At 34.2% G+C, this 15,540-nt stretch carries 14 protein-coding genes; 4 read left to right on the forward strand and 10 right to left on the reverse strand.

Features of this window, described 5'->3' with window-relative positions:
• Positions 1 to 9: 9 nt before the first annotated feature.
• The 8 genes from H3S88_RS03405 to H3S88_RS03440 form a co-directional block, all read right to left on the reverse strand.
• Entirely contained in the window at positions 10 to 906 is an 897-nt protein-coding gene (locus H3S88_RS03405) for a PTS system mannose/fructose/sorbose family transporter subunit IID (protein WP_086307887.1), read from the reverse strand.
• A complete protein-coding gene (gene agaW / locus H3S88_RS03410; protein ID WP_198227591.1) occupies positions 896 to 1,678 on the reverse strand; it encodes a PTS N-acetylgalactosamine transporter subunit IIC in 783 nt (260 codons plus the stop codon). The genes H3S88_RS03405 and agaW overlap by 11 nt, the downstream gene beginning before the upstream one ends.
• Before the next feature lie 14 nt (positions 1,679 to 1,692).
• Positions 1,693 to 2,181 (reverse strand): PTS N-acetylgalactosamine transporter subunit IIB, encoded by a 489-nt coding sequence (gene agaV, locus H3S88_RS03415; RefSeq protein WP_039129101.1) that lies wholly within the window; start codon positions 2,179 to 2,181, stop codon positions 1,693 to 1,695.
• A gap of 43 nt (positions 2,182 to 2,224) precedes the next feature.
• Positions 2,225 to 3,388, reverse strand: a complete 1,164-nt coding sequence (locus H3S88_RS03420; protein ID WP_198227589.1) for an SIS domain-containing protein — start codon at positions 3,386 to 3,388, stop codon at positions 2,225 to 2,227.
• Between the two features lie 49 nt (positions 3,389 to 3,437).
• On the reverse strand, positions 3,438 to 4,220 hold the full coding sequence (gene agaR / locus H3S88_RS03425) for a transcriptional repressor AgaR (RefSeq protein WP_232352492.1): 783 nt from the start codon (positions 4,218 to 4,220) through the stop codon (positions 3,438 to 3,440).
• 394 nt (positions 4,221 to 4,614) lie between these two features.
• Positions 4,615 to 5,784, reverse strand: a complete 1,170-nt coding sequence (locus H3S88_RS03430) for an ABC transporter permease (RefSeq protein WP_198227587.1) — start codon at positions 5,782 to 5,784, stop codon at positions 4,615 to 4,617.
• The gene (locus tag H3S88_RS03435; protein WP_198227584.1) at positions 5,781 to 6,893 is read right to left on the reverse strand and encodes an HlyD family secretion protein; all 1,113 of its coding nucleotides are present in this window, start codon (positions 6,891 to 6,893) and stop codon (positions 5,781 to 5,783) included. The genes H3S88_RS03430 and H3S88_RS03435 overlap by 4 nt, the downstream gene beginning before the upstream one ends.
• 72 nt (positions 6,894 to 6,965) lie before the next feature.
• Entirely contained in the window at positions 6,966 to 7,466 is a 501-nt protein-coding gene (locus H3S88_RS03440) for a MarR family winged helix-turn-helix transcriptional regulator (RefSeq protein ID WP_086325927.1), read from the reverse strand.
• A 302-nt stretch (positions 7,467 to 7,768) separates the two neighbouring features.
• Between H3S88_RS03440 and nirB the strand changes: the two genes are divergently transcribed.
• The 4 genes from nirB to cysG are packed head-to-tail and all read left to right on the forward strand — an operon-like array spanning position 7,769 to position 12,831.
• On the forward strand, positions 7,769 to 10,294 hold the full coding sequence (gene nirB / locus H3S88_RS03445; RefSeq protein WP_198227583.1) for a nitrite reductase large subunit NirB: 2,526 nt from the start codon (positions 7,769 to 7,771) through the stop codon (positions 10,292 to 10,294).
• 1 nt (position 10,295) lies between these two features.
• Positions 10,296 to 10,628: a nitrite reductase small subunit NirD gene (gene nirD / locus H3S88_RS03450; protein WP_198227582.1), complete on the forward strand. Its 333-nt coding sequence runs from the start codon at positions 10,296 to 10,298 to the stop codon at positions 10,626 to 10,628.
• A 23-nt stretch (positions 10,629 to 10,651) separates the two neighbouring features.
• Complete coding sequence (gene nirC / locus H3S88_RS03455) at positions 10,652 to 11,419, forward strand: nitrite transporter NirC (protein ID WP_198227581.1); 768 nt, start codon at positions 10,652 to 10,654, stop codon at positions 11,417 to 11,419.
• A 38-nt stretch (positions 11,420 to 11,457) separates the two neighbouring features.
• Entirely contained in the window at positions 11,458 to 12,831 is a 1,374-nt protein-coding gene (gene cysG, locus H3S88_RS03460; RefSeq protein WP_198227580.1) for a siroheme synthase CysG, read from the forward strand.
• 150 nt (positions 12,832 to 12,981) lie between these two features.
• Here cysG and narL read toward each other — a convergent pair whose 3' ends face one another.
• Together narL and narX are read right to left on the reverse strand one after the other, a co-directional pair.
• On the reverse strand, positions 12,982 to 13,635 hold the full coding sequence (gene narL, locus H3S88_RS03465) for a two-component system response regulator NarL (protein ID WP_144092009.1): 654 nt from the start codon (positions 13,633 to 13,635) through the stop codon (positions 12,982 to 12,984).
• Positions 13,636 to 13,638: 3 nt separating this feature from the next.
• Entirely contained in the window at positions 13,639 to 15,447 is a 1,809-nt protein-coding gene (gene narX / locus H3S88_RS03470; RefSeq protein WP_198227579.1) for a nitrate/nitrite two-component system sensor histidine kinase NarX, read from the reverse strand.
• Between the last annotated feature and the right edge of the window lie 93 nt (positions 15,448 to 15,540).

Genomic DNA, 15,540 nt, shown 5'->3' on the forward strand with positions numbered 1-15,540 from the left:
ATTTAACCTCTATAAGCATCCAACTAATTTACCTAATATGCCAATTACCACGGTTAAACCAATTAATTTTACAGGTGAGAAATTACGTTTCATTAAATAATAGACAATTAACGTAAATCCTAATGGTAATAAATTTGGCATAAGTTTATCTAGAACATCGGCTTGTAAAGCGATATGAGCCTTACCCGCATTAATCTCTAATGGTGTGGATAAATGTACATAAGAGGCTACAAGTGCACCAATAACTGTCATACCGACAATTGATGCTGCATGTGAAATGCGTTTGGTATGGGTTTTCAATAAGGGTAATGCGCTAGTACCAGCATGATAACCATAATGAGCAAGACCAAAACGTAATCCAAAATGGACTAAATTAAACATTAATAAAAAAATTATTGGACCAAAAAAACTATTTTCTAGTGCTAATGAAGCACCAATTCCAGCACAAATAGGCAACAATGTTAACCAAAATAATGCATCACCAATACCACCTAAAGGCCCCATTAAGGCAACTTTAACTGAACGAATTGTTGAGATATTTTCTTTGCCTTTTTCCATAGCTAAAACTAAACCAGACAAAAAGGTAACATCGAAAGGATGGACATTGATAAACTCCATATGCATATGCATAGAGTTTTTTAAGTCATCTGAATTTTTATGAATTTTTCTTAGTGCAGGTAAAATAGTATAAAGCCAACCACCAGCTTGCATACGTTCATAATTGAACGAAGCTTGTAGAGCTAAGGAACGAAATGCCATTCGATTAATGTCAACTTTAGTTAATGCTACATTTTGGCTTTGATCAATATAAGTATCGGTTGATACTTTGCTTGTTGCTAGTGCTTGTTCCATGCGTTTTTCTGCTTTAGCAGCCATTATTTTATCATTTTCGTCATTAAATCCCATCTTCTACCTCCACAGAACTTGCCCGTACTGATTTGTCATTGTCGGTGTTAACTCGGCTATAATTAAAGAAATCAATCATTGCAATTGCTAAAGCGCCTAATGCAATTGCTAATATTGGTAAGTTAAGGTATGTCACGCCAAGGAAACCTAAAATGAAATAGGCAATATAGGTTTTTTTCATCATAATTTTCATTAATATAGCAAAACCGATCGCAGGCATCATTCCACCGGCAACGCTTAATCCATCAAGTAACCATTGTGGTGATTTTTTTACTAAATCTGTTGCTACATCAGCACCAAAGTAAATTGGTAAAAATGCGACAATGAAATAAAAGCAAAACAGGATAATCATGCCTAGGTAATTGACCCACTCAATACCTTTGAAATTAAGTTGATCAACATAGCGATCACATTTGTGCATCATTGGTGAATAGATAGTAAATAAAATCGTGATGCAACCTTGTACCGCTATAGCAAATGGAACGGCAATACCAATGGCAACTTTAGGATCGGTATGAGTTAAAATTGCAAAACTTGTACCAATTACGCCACCAATAACAACATTAGGTGGTTGTGCTCCAGCCAATGGTACCATTCCCATCCAAACAAGTTCTAATGAACCACCAACATATAATCCTGTTTTTATATCACCTAAAATCAATCCCACTAAAGGACCAATTACAATAGGTCTATGTAAATGAGTTAGACCATCGAATAAATCTACACCAGCGATACCTGCTAGTAATCCAATTAATAATGCATCGATTAACATAGTTTGCTCCTAGGTTAGGATTGATCAATTAGATCTATTATTTTTTCACCAGCCTCATCTGGTACACGGCGAATCTCACACGTTACACCTAATCGTTCAAGTTCTTTAAAAGCAACGATATCTTCTTTATCAACAGATACTGTTTTATGAATTTGTTTTTTTCCTTCCGAAAAATGCATATTACCTACGTTAACAAATTTGATAGGTACGCCTCCTTTAACGAGAGTTAAAACATCTTGTGGTGTTTTACAAACAATAAATATTTTTTGTCGTTCTGCTGCTTTGCCAATAATGTCGATGGTTTTTTGTAAAGTAAAATAACGGGTTTGTATTCCTTCTGCGATAACCATATCCATAAGATTTTGTTGAACAGGATCTTGTGCAGCATTATCATTAGCAACTAATAATAAATTAGCCCCAAGTGCATTGACCCAAGTTACACCAACTTGACCATGAACTAAGCGATTATCAATGCGTGTCATAAGAATATTTGGAGTGCTCATATGTTTTACATCCTTCGTTTTGTGATAATGGGATACTTTAAATTTAGTCAAATGGGTAAATAGTAACGCCTTTTACCACTCGATTAACTTCACCTGTTGGACAAGGATTATCAGGCGTTAATCCATGATTTAATGATTTCTCAAATGCGAGCATCTGGGCAAAAACAAGATATGGGAAGATCAGCCAGCAATCCGCAAAATTACTATTTACTGCAAGTATATTTTGTTTATCGGTACTATTTTTTCCGCTTAACGCAAGTACATCCATTGCGATATGGTCATTAACTAATTCATTTAATAAATCAGTGTCATATTGATTAATATAATGATCGTTAGAGAAGAAACAGACGACTAAACTTTGTGAATTAATCATGAATTTAGGACCATGACGTAAGCCTAAAATAGAATCAAATCGAGAAGCTATTTTACCCGCTGTTAATTCAAGAATTTTTAATGCAGACTCTTGGGCGATACCAGTAAAACAACTACTACCGACATAGATAACTCTTTCATGGTTTTTATGTGCTAATTGTTTAGTTATTTTCTGCCAACTTTCTATTTTTTGTTCACAAATATTAGCAATTTCCATTACTGCCTCATGTGCTTCTACATGATCAATATTTCCCAAAAGGAGTAATGTTGCAAGTATCATACTACTAATACTTGACGTCATAGCAAAACCTAAATCATGAGCACCTTCTGGCATAACCAGTGGAAGAATACGGTTTGATGAATTGTTATTAGTCGCATAATCGGTTAAAGCACAGTTTGGATTACATATTAAAAATAAGTGATGACAATCAGAAACTAATTGATCTGCTAATTTAACTGTTGCCACACTTTCAGGACTATTGCCTGAACGAGCAAATGACACCATTAATGTTTTTTTATTTGGTGAAAGATATTGTAGTGGGTCAGCAACAATTTCAGTTGTACCATAGGCATGAACATTTCGATGGGTATGCTCTCTTAACCAAGGTGCAAGCGCAACGCCCCCAAAAGCTGATGATCCAGCCCCAGTCAAAATAATTTCTAAATTTGGATCCGCCAGTAAAGGTTCTAAAAATGTTTGTAATTGAGCTCTGTTTTGTTCAATTAATTGTAATAAATCACGCCAAATTTTAGGTTGTTGACAGATTTCTTTAGCAGTATGTTCTGCGCCGTGTTTTTTTAGCCAATCTAATGAATAATTTAAATACTGTTGCATAATTTCGATCCTGCCTTTTGAATAATGATATGGTTAAAAATAAGATCATTTATGTATCTGCAATTTCCACATTAATTCCTCGTGAATGTAATTGCATTAAATGGTCTTTGGATATTTTTGAATCAGTGATTAGAGTGTTAATAAGATTAATTTTTTCTATCGTGCAGAAACTTTTTCGACCGAATTTTGTTGAGTCTGTTACTGCAATAATTTGTTCAGAGACTTGGCACATTACTCTATTAACTGAAGCTTCACCAAAATTTGGAGTTGTAATACCTGCATTGAGATCAAATCCATCAACACCTAAAAATAATTTATTAAAATGGTACATTTTTAATTGTTGCTCAACAGTAGAACCTGAAATAGAGTAAGCTTTTTTTCTAATATTGCCGCCAGCAATAATTACCTCAATATTTGTATTGATTGATAATTCATAAGCAATGTTAATCGCATTTGTAAAAACGACTAAATTCTGTTTTTTACCTAAATGTGGCACCATTGCAGCGGTTGTTGAACCTGAATCGAGAATAATTCGATCGCCGTCATTTACCATTTCGGCTGCTTTTTTAGCAATCTTATTTTTTATAATTGAATTAATGCGGCTTTTATCAAATAAAGGTCTATCAAAAGCAAAAGTTTTATTTATCATTGCTCCTCCATAAGAGCGTAATACACAGCCTTTTTGCTCTAAATGGCGAAGATCATTACGAATTGTGACTGTAGAGACTTTAAAAAGTTTGCTCAATTTATTCACAGACACGGTATTTTCTTTACCCAGTAAATGAATAATTTTTTCTCGACGTTCAAGAGTGTTCATAATTTCATTAGTCATAAAGTTACAACTTATTAATCTTTCATTTTGTTATTAAATTTGAACACGTGTAAAGGATTGAAAATGATAAATAAGTCACAAAACAGATTATGCATAGAAAAACCTAAAAATCATTTCATTTGAAACGAAATGAAAGAATAAAAATAAAATTATATTTTAGATAAAAAACTATTATTATTTTTATTCAAATGGTTAATGAAAAGATGAAAAATTATTTGAATAAGAAATGAAAGTATATAATTTCATTTTATAAAGTGATGTCTATCACAAATTTGATCATTAGATTTGAAATAATGATAATTTTGGCGAGATTTAACGTGAAAAATTATTTAAATAAAAAATCGAGGATGGGAAGTTATTGAAACCATATTATAGTTTCAATAACTTGTATTTTTTAATTCAATTCTGGCTGTGCAGCAGGTTTTTTAACTTGGTTAAAAACTATCATTACAACAAATGCAATAACGGTTAAATAAATAATAAACATCCCATATGTGGACATCATATCAATGAGTGAACGACCACGCATAGCGATATCACGGAAAAAACGGAATAACCAAACTAAAGGGAAAGCATGGCTAACATAATAAGCCCAGATTGGCATAATACCTACAGCCATTGTTGATCCCCCCATAATAAAACCTGGAGGTACTAAAAATATCATTTTACTTGCACCTTCACCTGGATTATTGGTTTTCCAAGAAAGTAAAAAACCTAACCAACCAAATGCGAGTCCAGTCATAAATATACTCGGTACAAACACGAAGTAGTTACCATCAAAACGTAATTGTCCGAATAAAACAAGTACTGCGGTAATCAATGTTAATCCGGTAGTATAAAATAATGCATAAGGTATTGTTCTTGCTAATAAAGCGACAAAGCCTCTTTCTAAAACGGTATTCCACAATCCAGTAATTTTTAAACGACCTATAATCATCAATGATGTTAACCCATATGTTAAAGATGAGAAAAAGTAAACAAAATAGATGATGGTTGAAATTGTTGATGAACTTGCTGGATTAAATAGATTACGGGATTTTAGCTGCATAGGTGATAAAGTGGCTTCGGTGCCTTCTCGACCCAACCCCAATGACGAAACTTTACCCACACTCAGTTCTGCGCCTAATTCAGGTATATATTCGTTGAGATTTTGAAGTACTTTAGCATTTTGGGCTTCATTCGTATCATCTGAAAAGTAACCTAAACGAACAGTCTGGTCTCCTCTTTTTAAGCTCTTTTCTAACCCTTTAGGAATATATAAAACACCTAAATTACGATCATGAGAAACTAAAGTTATAGGATTAACAGGCGATCTGATGACTTCAGAAACTTCAATGTAAGAAGAAGTATTTATTTTACTAATTAATTCAGTCGAATAATTAGAACCATCAAGGTCTATAACTGCAATTTTACCTTCAAATACCGAACCATGACTGAGTACAATAGAGAAAATAAGCGCAACAATAGCGGCTAACCCTATAGCAACTTTGTAATACGGGATAAAGTGGCCTGATAACATTGCATCAAGCTCTTCTTGAATAGATTTAATGATGTTTTGCATCATTGTTTAACCTCAAGTGTCATTCCGGTTAATAGTTTTGGAATTGATTCCATATATATTCTGACTTGATAAGATGTTAAATCAGCTTGACCGCGTTCTCGAGTCATGCGTAAATCAGCAAAAGATGGTGCTGCTGTTGCAAAACGAACCTTACCTTTTACTTCTTTATCCAAAGCAATCGCATTTGCTGTAACAGTTGTACCTGGTTGGTAGTCATTGACCATTTTTTCATTTACATAAATGTCGATATATTTACGATCGGTTTCTAACAGTACAGCGGGCGCGCCTGTTGGTGCCAATTCACCATCTTCAAACATCAGTTTTAAAACTTTACCATCTTCAGGTGCTTTTAATGTGAGTCTTTGGTAATTGATTTGCAATTGTTTTAAATCAGCTTCGCCTTGAGCTAACTGTGCCTTGAGCTGTGCTAATTGATTTTGGCGATTTTCAAGCTTTTGTCTTGCAATTGTAATCGATTGTAGTGACATGCCAGTAGCATTTTGCGTTTTTTCAAATTGACTGACTTGTTCAGGTGTAGCGCCAATCATTAATGTTGATAATTGGCTTTCAATTTGGATTACTTGCATTTTGGCTACAACAAAAGCATTACGAGCATTATCAAGTTGTGATTGTGAGTTTCCACCTGTTTTACGTAATTGTGTTTGACGATCAAACTCCGTACTAGCCAAATTTCTAGCAGATTTCGCCGCTTCTAAACTTGCTTTAACTTCTTCAATTTTACGCCAAGTCGATAGTTCAGAAAGATTGGTTTCGTTTTCAGTGATTTCAATTGCAGCTTGTTCTTGATTAACTGCAGCTCTTTGGCTATCAACCAATGCTTGTAAACGATCAATTGCCAATTTTGTATCAACGTCCTCTAATTGCATTAAAGGATCCCCTTTTTTAACCATTTGTGATTCTTCCACAAATCGTTTAATGACTTTACCTCCTACATTTTGAAAGGCAATATTAATTTCATCAGCAGTTAACACTCCTGATTTAATGCTTTTTGCAACTGTTACTGCATCATTTCGGGAACCCAAAAAGATTAAAAATGATCCAAAAAATAGAAGAAGTAAAAAGATAAGAGGAATTTTGACATTTTTTTTCATATACAACTTATTTTCCATTTATTTAGTCAGCTAATTATTTAATTAAAAAGAATGACTTCAATTTCATTGAAATCAGCTATTTCGTAATAATTTACGCAACATAAGTATTAAAGATTCTTGTTCTTGCGAGTTTAGTACCTGCGCAAAAGCACGAATCGATTTAAGGTGATCGGGTAATGCATTTTGAATAAGTGTTATTCCTGCTTCTGTCAAAGTTATCAAACGTGAACGACCATCTTCATCGTTTTTTGTCATGGATATTAATGGATTTGATACGGTTAACATCCGCTTAACCATAACCGATACGGTTGCCGGAGTTACCCCTATACGGAGTGCGAGATCGCCAGCACTGGTTTCACCTTCTGAATATAATGACATTAACAAAGCAAACTTACCTTCAGAAACATCATAATCTTTAGTAAGTTGTGCATAAATATTTGAACGGATCAAATCAGCTGTTGTTATCAAACTTAAAACTAGGTCAACACCAGATACATCAATGATATCATCATTAAATCTTTGTGCTCGTGCTATTGTCTCACGAGATGGAAGCTTTCTTGACTTATAATTCAATTATCATTACTCAATTTAATTAGTCGGCTAATTATACTGATTTAATATTAATTGGCAATCATTTTCACTGGTTTTTTATATCTGTTAACGATTAATTAATAAGCGCATTTTTAAGAGTGTTATAACATTTTTAATTTTACTTATATGTTCAATTGCCATAACATAATGATATTAAATAATATTGTTTAAAATTACTACTTTAGTAGTAACCCTTGAGAGTAGTTATATTCTGTATAAAGTTTCATACAATGGGAATAGTTTCAAAATTGATTATTTAAATTAGAATAAATTGGAGCTTTTGTATGAGTAAAACCAATCTCGTTATCATTGGTAATGGGATGGTTGGACATCGTTTTGTCGAAGAAATTATCGACAAAATGCAGTCTGATCAGTTCAATATTACTATTTTTTGTCAAGAACCTCGGGTCGCTTATGATCGGGTTCATCTCTCCTCTTACTTCTCAGACTTTACTGCTGAAGGATTATCGCTTGTTCAAGAAGGATTTTATGAAGAACATCACATCAATATTTTACTAAATGAACGTGTGATATTGATCAATCGTCAACTTAAACAGGTGCATTCACAGACTGGGCGAATTGTTGAATACGACAAGTTAATTATAGCGACAGGTTCTTATGCTTGGGTTCCCCCAATTAAAGGTGCTGATGGTGCGGATTGTTTTGTTTATCGCACGATTGAAGATTTAGACGCTATTGCACAATGTGCTAGTCATTGTAAAACGGGTGCCGTAGTCGGAGGTGGTTTACTCGGACTTGAAGCTGCAGGAGCACTTAAAAATTTAGGCATACAAACCCATGTGGTTGAGTTTGCAAACGTTTTAATGGCTGAGCAGCTTGACATGATAGGTGGCGAACAATTGCGCCATAAAATTGAAGAAATGGGCGTTAGTGTCCATACCAGCAAAAACACTCAAGAAATTTTGCATACACCACAAGGTAAAGTAATGCAATTTGTTGATGGTACATCACTAGAAATCGACTTTATTGTTTTTTCCACTGGCATTCGAGCTAATGATCAGTTAGCGCGTGATTGTCAGTTAGACATTGGTGCTCGAGGGGGCATTGTCATCAATGATTATTGTCAAACGTCTGATCCTGATATATATGCTATTGGCGAATGTGCATGTTGGCAAGGTAAAGTCTTTGGCTTAGTCGCTCCAGGGTATAAAATGGCGCAAATTGCTGTTGTGCATTTACTTGGCGGCAATATTCCATTTGATGGTGCTGATATGAGTGCTAAGCTGAAACTGATGGGCGTTGATGTAGGTAGTATTGGCGATGCCAAAGCCAAAACGGTCGGTAGCCGTAGTTATATATATTTAGATGAAAATATACCTGTTTACAAAAAATTAGTTGTTTCTAATGATAATAAAAAATTATTGGGTGCGGTATTAGTAGGAGATACTAAAGATTACAGCAATTTATTACAGTTAATGCTCAATAATATGGATCTACCAGAACACCCTGATACATTGATTTTGCCTGAACATGCCGGTTCTAAGCCAACAATGGGTGTGGAGGCATTGCCAGATTCTGCACAAATCTGCTCCTGTTTTGATGTTACTAAAGAAAAAATCATCAATGCCATTCATGCTGGTTGCCATACTGTAGCTGCCATTAAAGCTCAAACCAAAGCCGGTACAGGCTGTGGGGGGTGTATACCGCTAGTTACACAAATTTTAAATACAGAACTAGCAAAACAAGGTATAGAAGTCAGTCACGCCCTTTGCCAGCATTTTAAATATTCTCGCCAAGAATTATATCATTTGATTCGGATTGAAGGATTGAAAACATTTAAGCAGGTGATAGATAAACATGGTATTGGTTATGGTTGTGAAATATGCAAACCAACAATTGCTTCGTTATTAGCTTCATGTTGGAATGATTATATTTTGCGACAAGATCTAATCCCTCTGCAAGATAGTAATGATATCTTCCTTGGTAATATTCAAAAAAATGGAACTTATTCGGTTATTCCACGTAGTGCAGGTGGTGAAATTACCCCTGAAGGATTGATCGCCATAGGGAAAATAGCTCAAAAATATCACCTTTACTCTAAAATTACTGGTTCACAGCGTATTGGCCTTTTTGGTGCACAAAAAGATGATTTACCAGCTATTTGGAAAGAGTTAATTGATGCAGGGTTTGAAAGTGGCCATGCTTATGCTAAAGCATTACGAATGGCTAAAACTTGTGTAGGTAGCACATGGTGTCGTTTTGGGGTTGGTGATAGTGTTGGTTTTGGCGTTGAGTTAGAAAACCGTTATAAAGGTATTCGTGCACCTCATAAATTTAAATTAGGCGTATCAGGTTGCACTCGCGAATGTGCTGAGGCACAAGGTAAAGATATTGGGGTAATTGCTACCGAAAAAGGATGGAATTTATATGTCTGTGGTAATGGTGGAATGAAGCCTCGTCATGCTGATTTATTGGCAGCTGATTTAGATAAAGATACCTTAATTCAATATCTCGATCGTTTTATTATGTTCTATATTCGTACCGCAGATAAATTACAACGTACGTCTGTTTGGCTTGAAAATATGGAAGGGGGTATTGATTACTTACGCAGTGTGATTATTGATAACAAACTTGGTATTAATGATGAACTAGAAACAGAAATGACTCGCTTACGAAGTTTATTTGTATGTGAATGGAAGCAGACAATTGAACATCCTGAAAATCAACATCGATTTGCTCACTTCATCAATAGTAATAAACGCGATGAAAATGTCCAGTTTATTTCTGAGCGTAATCAACATCGCCCAGCGAGTTTACATGAACGCTATGCAATATCAGAGGAGCAATAATATGAGTGATTGGATAACTGTTTGTAAAATAGAAGATATTCTGCCAGAGACAGGTGTTTGTGCGTTAGTTGGGAAAGTGCATGTAGCGATCTTTCGTCCTTACCACTCCAACGAACTTTACGCGATAAGTAACATTGATCCTTTTGCTGATGCTAGTGTGTTGTCTCGTGGCATTATTGGTCAGCATAATGATGAATTATGGGTCGCTAGCCCACTTAAAAAACAGCGTTTTCGTTTAAAAGATGGTTATTGTTACGATGATGAGAATAATTCTGTCCCTCATTATGAAGTAAAAGTGAATGATGATGGCTCTGTACAAGTAAAAGCGGATTAAAAATTTGAAAGGATAACTTTGTTATGTATACCGATACTATCAATAAATGTGCCACTAATGCGGCACGCATTGTTCAATTTGCAAAATCTAATACATTAGGATTTTGGTTAAGTTCAGCTATGGCTGGTGCATATGTTGGGCTTGGTATTATTCTTATTTTTACACTTGGTAATTTAATTGATCCGGCTTTAAGACCATTATTAATGGGGGCAACGTTTGGGATTGCTTTAACATTAGTTGTGATTGCCGGTTCCGAGTTATTTACGGGACATACCATGTTTTTAACCTTTGGTGTGAAATGTAAAAGTATTACTCATAAACAAATGTGGTTTGTATTACCACAAACTTGGTTAGGAAATTTGCTAGGTTCAATTTTTGTTGCAATAATTTACTTTTATGCTGCAACTCCGTTACTATCAACTGATACTAGTTTAGTGCATAGCGCTGCGTTAGCTAAAACATCAGCGTCCGCTAGTGCGTTATTTTTTCGTGGTATATTATGTAACTGGTTAGTATGTTTAGCTATTTGGATGGCTAATCGTGTTGAAGGTTCAGCGAAATTTATTGCTATCTGGTGGTGTTTACTGGCTTTTATTGCCTGTGGTTATGAACATTCGGTTGCCAATATGACACTTTTTTCTTTGTCTTGGTTTGGTAACCATAGTGATAATTATACATTAGCTGGCATAGGTCATAATTTATTATGGGTTTCATTAGGTAATATTGTTTCTGGGGCTATTTTTATGGGGTTAGGATATTGGTATGCAACGCCTAAATCAGAACGCCCTTAGCGCCAATTACATAGTTAAAGTGCAGGAATGAAAGTGTTATGGATTATTTTCCTCTATTTTGTAAACTACAAAATCGCCGTTGTTTATTAGTTGGGGGGGGTGAAATTGCTGAACGTAAGGCTCGTTTGTTGCTTGAAGCTGGGGCTAGTATCACTGTTAATGCCGTCACTTTTAGCCAACAATTTTTGGTTTGGCAAGATCAAAAACAATTAACGTTAGTCCAAGATGAATTTAAAGCGGAATTACTAGATGATAAATGGCTTGTTATTGCTGCGACTGATAGTGATAAAACTAACCAACTAGTAAGTATTGAAGCTGAAAAGCGACGTATTTTTTGTAATGTAGTTGATTCTCCAAAAGATGCTAGTTTTATTATGCCTTCAATTATCGACCGTTCACCAATTATGGTAGCGGTTTCCTCCGCGGGGCATGCTCCCGTTTTAGCACGATTATTACGTGAAAAATTAGAGGCTATTTTACCGCAACATTTAGGTAAATTAGCGAGATATGCCGGTTATTTACGTAATAAAGTTAAACTAAGTTATAAAACATTGACAGAACGTCGTCGATTTTGGGAAAAGCTCTTTAATCATGATAGATTAGCACAAGCTATTGCAAATAATGATTCAGAACGCGTTGAATTATTGACTAATGAGTTATTTGATATGTCACTTGATGATCGCGGAGAAGTTGTTTTAGTTGGTGCTGGACCAGGCGATGCGGGTTTACTCACATTAAAAGGACTACAACAAATTCAACAAGCTGATATTATTGTTTATGATCGATTAGTATCAGATGAAATTATGAATCTTGTTCGTCGCGATGCTCAGCGTATTTTTGTTGGTAAACGAGTAGGATATCATTGTGTTTCACAAGAACAAATTAATCAAATCTTGTTAGAACAGGCTCAAAAAGGATTACGTGTAGTACGCTTAAAAGGAGGCGATCCTTTTATTTTTGGTCGTGGTGGAGAGGAACTAGAAACATTATTTAACGCTAATATCCCTTTCTCAGTAGTGCCCGGTATAACAGCTGCTTCTGGTTGTTCTGCATACAGTGGTATACCATTAACACATCGTGATTATGCTCATAGTGTACGTTTGGTTACAGGACATTTAAAAAATGGTAATCATTTGGATTGGCAAAGCTTAGCAGCAGAAAAACAAACGTTAGTTTTTTATATGGGGCTTTCTCAAGCGGAAAATATCAGTAATCAATTGATTAAACATGGTATGAATGCTCAAACACCCATTGCTATTATCGAGGAGGGAACAAGTACTAAGCAAAGAGTCATTACCGGTTTGTTGGACAATTTAGCAAATCTGGCTTTGCAAGCGCATAGTCCGAGCTTAGTTCTTATTGGCCCAGTGGTTGCACTGCGTGAAAAATTAAATTGGTTTTCTAATCATTAATATTAACAGGCAAGTAAATGTCAATTTTTAGTCAGATACTTGTCTGTTATTTATAGCATATCTTGTTTTTATAAACTTTAAAGAATTCATTTTCAATAGTTGTTATTCTTTATAAAATAGATAAAAACTATTTGTCTTTCATTGCTAGATCTATTCTTTACTTTGTAAATACCACACGGTCATTTCCATTCGAGATTTGAAGTTAAGTTTTTTAAATATGCTTTTGATATGAACTTTTACCGTGCTTTCAACAATATCTAAATCTTTAGCTATTAATTTATTGGATAGCCCTTGCACTAATAGATCAAATATTTCATGTTCTCTAGGAGTGAGAAGATTGACATCATGGATCGGTTTTGTTGTCGGTTCATCACCGTGACGCATATAATTGAGAATAATATGCGAAATTGCATCATCCATTATTACCTTACCAATTGAGATATCTTGCAATGCTTTGATAAAGTCTTCTGGTTCCATATCTTTTAACAGATAACCATCAGCCCCCATTTTAAGCGCCGTAATAATATCTTCTTTTGCATTCGATACGGTAAACATAATAATACGACTAGAGATATTTTTTTCACGTAAAGCTCGAAGAATATCTAACCCATTGACATCGTGTATATTAATATCAAGTAAAATAATATCTGGATCGAGCTCTTCAGCTAGTTTAATTCCTTCTATTCCTGAACCTGTTTCACCCACTATTTCAAAATGATTGACAGTATGAATTAATTGCTTTACGCCATTTCTTAACATAGGATGATCGTCAATAAGTAATATTGAACTTTTAATTTGTTCCATTGGTTACTCTTCTATTATTTTTAGTGGAGTAGATTCCATCGCTTTAAATGTTACCACAATTTGTGTTCCTTTATTGGGTTTACTATCAATGACTAGATTACCATTTAATATCTCAATTCTATCTCGCATGATAATAAGTCCATAATGGTGATCTTGTTTAATTTTACTTTGAAAACCTATTCCATTGTCTTTTATATTCAATGTAATAATTTGATTATTATCCATTTCTAATTTTATTATTACACTGGAGGCTTTTGCATGTTTATATACGTTATTTAGTGCCTCACGAATAAATTGCAATAAATGAAAGGCATATTTACTATTGATAATATTTAAAGGTAATTGATATTTAAGCTGAATATTGAATTTTAATTTGATATTAAACTCTTCTACTAATTCAACTAAGCTTGCATAAAATCCTGTTTGATTTAGGCGTAAACGAAAAGAAGTGATTAACTCTCTTAGTTGCGAGTAAGTAACATTGACTTCTTTGCGCATAGTAGTGAGTAAATCAACGCTGGTTGGTGAATTCAAATCAGACTGCATCTGTAAGCAACTGAGGTAAATTTTTAAACAAGATAGTGATTGGGCTATCGAATCATGTAATTCACGCGCCATTGCCGAACGCTCTTTCATTAATAAATATTGTTTTTGGTGTTCAATTTGCCTATCAAGCATAATTGCTGTGGTCATTTGTTCAATTAATCCAGTAATTAGATTCTCTTGTTCAATGCTGAGTGTGACATCAGCGGGTTGAATAGCAAATAAAATTCCATATTTTTCGCCATTTTCTTGAAGATACCAAAGGCGTTGCTCCCCATTTTTTTGATCAATTTTTGAGGGAGTTAAACAGGCATTACATTTGGGATTAAGACAATAGGGTAATTTTTGTTGGTTATCATAACCAATCTGTTGATAATGTTCTGGATTATCTGATTCATAAAAACGAATTTGAAATTGCGAGAGTGGCACCAATTCTTCTAATTCTCGTAATATTTTAAGAAAACGCTCACATAATGGTTCTGAAGTATGTAGTTGCTTAGTTGCATAATATTGAAAAGAAATAATTTGATTGGTCTTTTGTAATTCAGATGTTTTTTCGGCAACGCGATGTTCAAGTAATAAATATTGTGATTCTATTTGTTCTGACATTTTATTAAAAGCTAACCCAAGTAAATCAAATTCATTCTTTTTTTTCCGAATGTTAAAACGTTTATTGAAGTTATGCTTTGAGATCGCTTCTGCCATATCAATCAGTTTTTGCCATGGAACTAAAATATAGCGACGTAAATAGGAGATTTGGATAATCAAAGAAAGTATGATAATGACAATAAATAGTAGTTGTAACTGAAAAATATAATGGATCTGTTTTTCTGTTTTCTGATCAATTTTGTGTACTAAGTTACTAGTGAGATCAACATAATTATCTATATCATTTTTTACTTCATCACTTTTTTTTGCTTGTTGTATTTTTGGTGCTATATTGCTTATCCACTCATTTTGCAATTGATTAAATTCATTGGTTAAGCCGTAATGTTCAAATAATTGCAAACATTGTTTGGAAGATGATAACTCTTTAAAAATATTAAGATGATTATAATCATTTTGGGATAGTGGAATAATTGTCAAAAGTTGATAACTTTTCATTCTGAGTAACCCTAACTGATTAATCATATAAGCACTGCCTTTGGTATCATTGGCGATTCTAATTGATAATGATAATGCTACTAATGCAATACCTCCTAAAATGAACATAAGTAGTGTTAAACGGCTAGTAATAGAGGCATTGTAGCGAACTTTTCTTCCCGACATATTGAAACTCTATAGGATTATAAATATTTTAAATAAATAATAATTTATAACTATTGTAGCGTGAAAGCAGTATATCTCTGATCTTTTTTGTAA

Origin of the sequence: Gilliamella sp. B14448G11, from assembly GCF_016101765.1 — a bacterium.
Taxonomy (GTDB): Bacteria; Pseudomonadota; Gammaproteobacteria; order Enterobacterales; family Orbaceae; genus Gilliamella; species Gilliamella apicola_N.

What these genes read in the sequence shown, in the direction of transcription:
- narX (WP_198227579.1), bottom strand. Translation starts at nt 15,447, where the DNA reads ATGTCGGGAAGAAAAGTTCGCTACAATGCCTCTATTACTAGCCGTTTA.
- agaR (WP_232352492.1), bottom strand. Translation starts at nt 4,220, where the DNA reads ATGACTAATGAAATTATGAACACTCTTGAACGTCGAGAAAAAATTATT.
- H3S88_RS03435 (WP_198227584.1), bottom strand. Translation starts at nt 6,893, where the DNA reads ATGAAAAAAAATGTCAAAATTCCTCTTATCTTTTTACTTCTTCTATTT.
- narL (WP_144092009.1), bottom strand. Translation starts at nt 13,635, where the DNA reads ATGGAACAAATTAAAAGTTCAATATTACTTATTGACGATCATCCTATG.
- nirC (WP_198227581.1), top strand. Translation starts at nt 10,652, where the DNA reads ATGTATACCGATACTATCAATAAATGTGCCACTAATGCGGCACGCATT.
- H3S88_RS03405 (WP_086307887.1), bottom strand. Translation starts at nt 906, where the DNA reads ATGGGATTTAATGACGAAAATGATAAAATAATGGCTGCTAAAGCAGAA.
- agaW (WP_198227591.1), bottom strand. Translation starts at nt 1,678, where the DNA reads ATGTTAATCGATGCATTATTAATTGGATTACTAGCAGGTATCGCTGGT.
- H3S88_RS03430 (WP_198227587.1), bottom strand. Translation starts at nt 5,784, where the DNA reads ATGATGCAAAACATCATTAAATCTATTCAAGAAGAGCTTGATGCAATG.
- agaV (WP_039129101.1), bottom strand. Translation starts at nt 2,181, where the DNA reads ATGAGCACTCCAAATATTCTTATGACACGCATTGATAATCGCTTAGTT.
- H3S88_RS03420 (WP_198227589.1), bottom strand. Translation starts at nt 3,388, where the DNA reads ATGCAACAGTATTTAAATTATTCATTAGATTGGCTAAAAAAACACGGC.
- nirB (WP_198227583.1), top strand. Translation starts at nt 7,769, where the DNA reads ATGAGTAAAACCAATCTCGTTATCATTGGTAATGGGATGGTTGGACAT.
- cysG (WP_198227580.1), top strand. Translation starts at nt 11,458, where the DNA reads ATGGATTATTTTCCTCTATTTTGTAAACTACAAAATCGCCGTTGTTTA.
- nirD (WP_198227582.1), top strand. Translation starts at nt 10,296, where the DNA reads ATGAGTGATTGGATAACTGTTTGTAAAATAGAAGATATTCTGCCAGAG.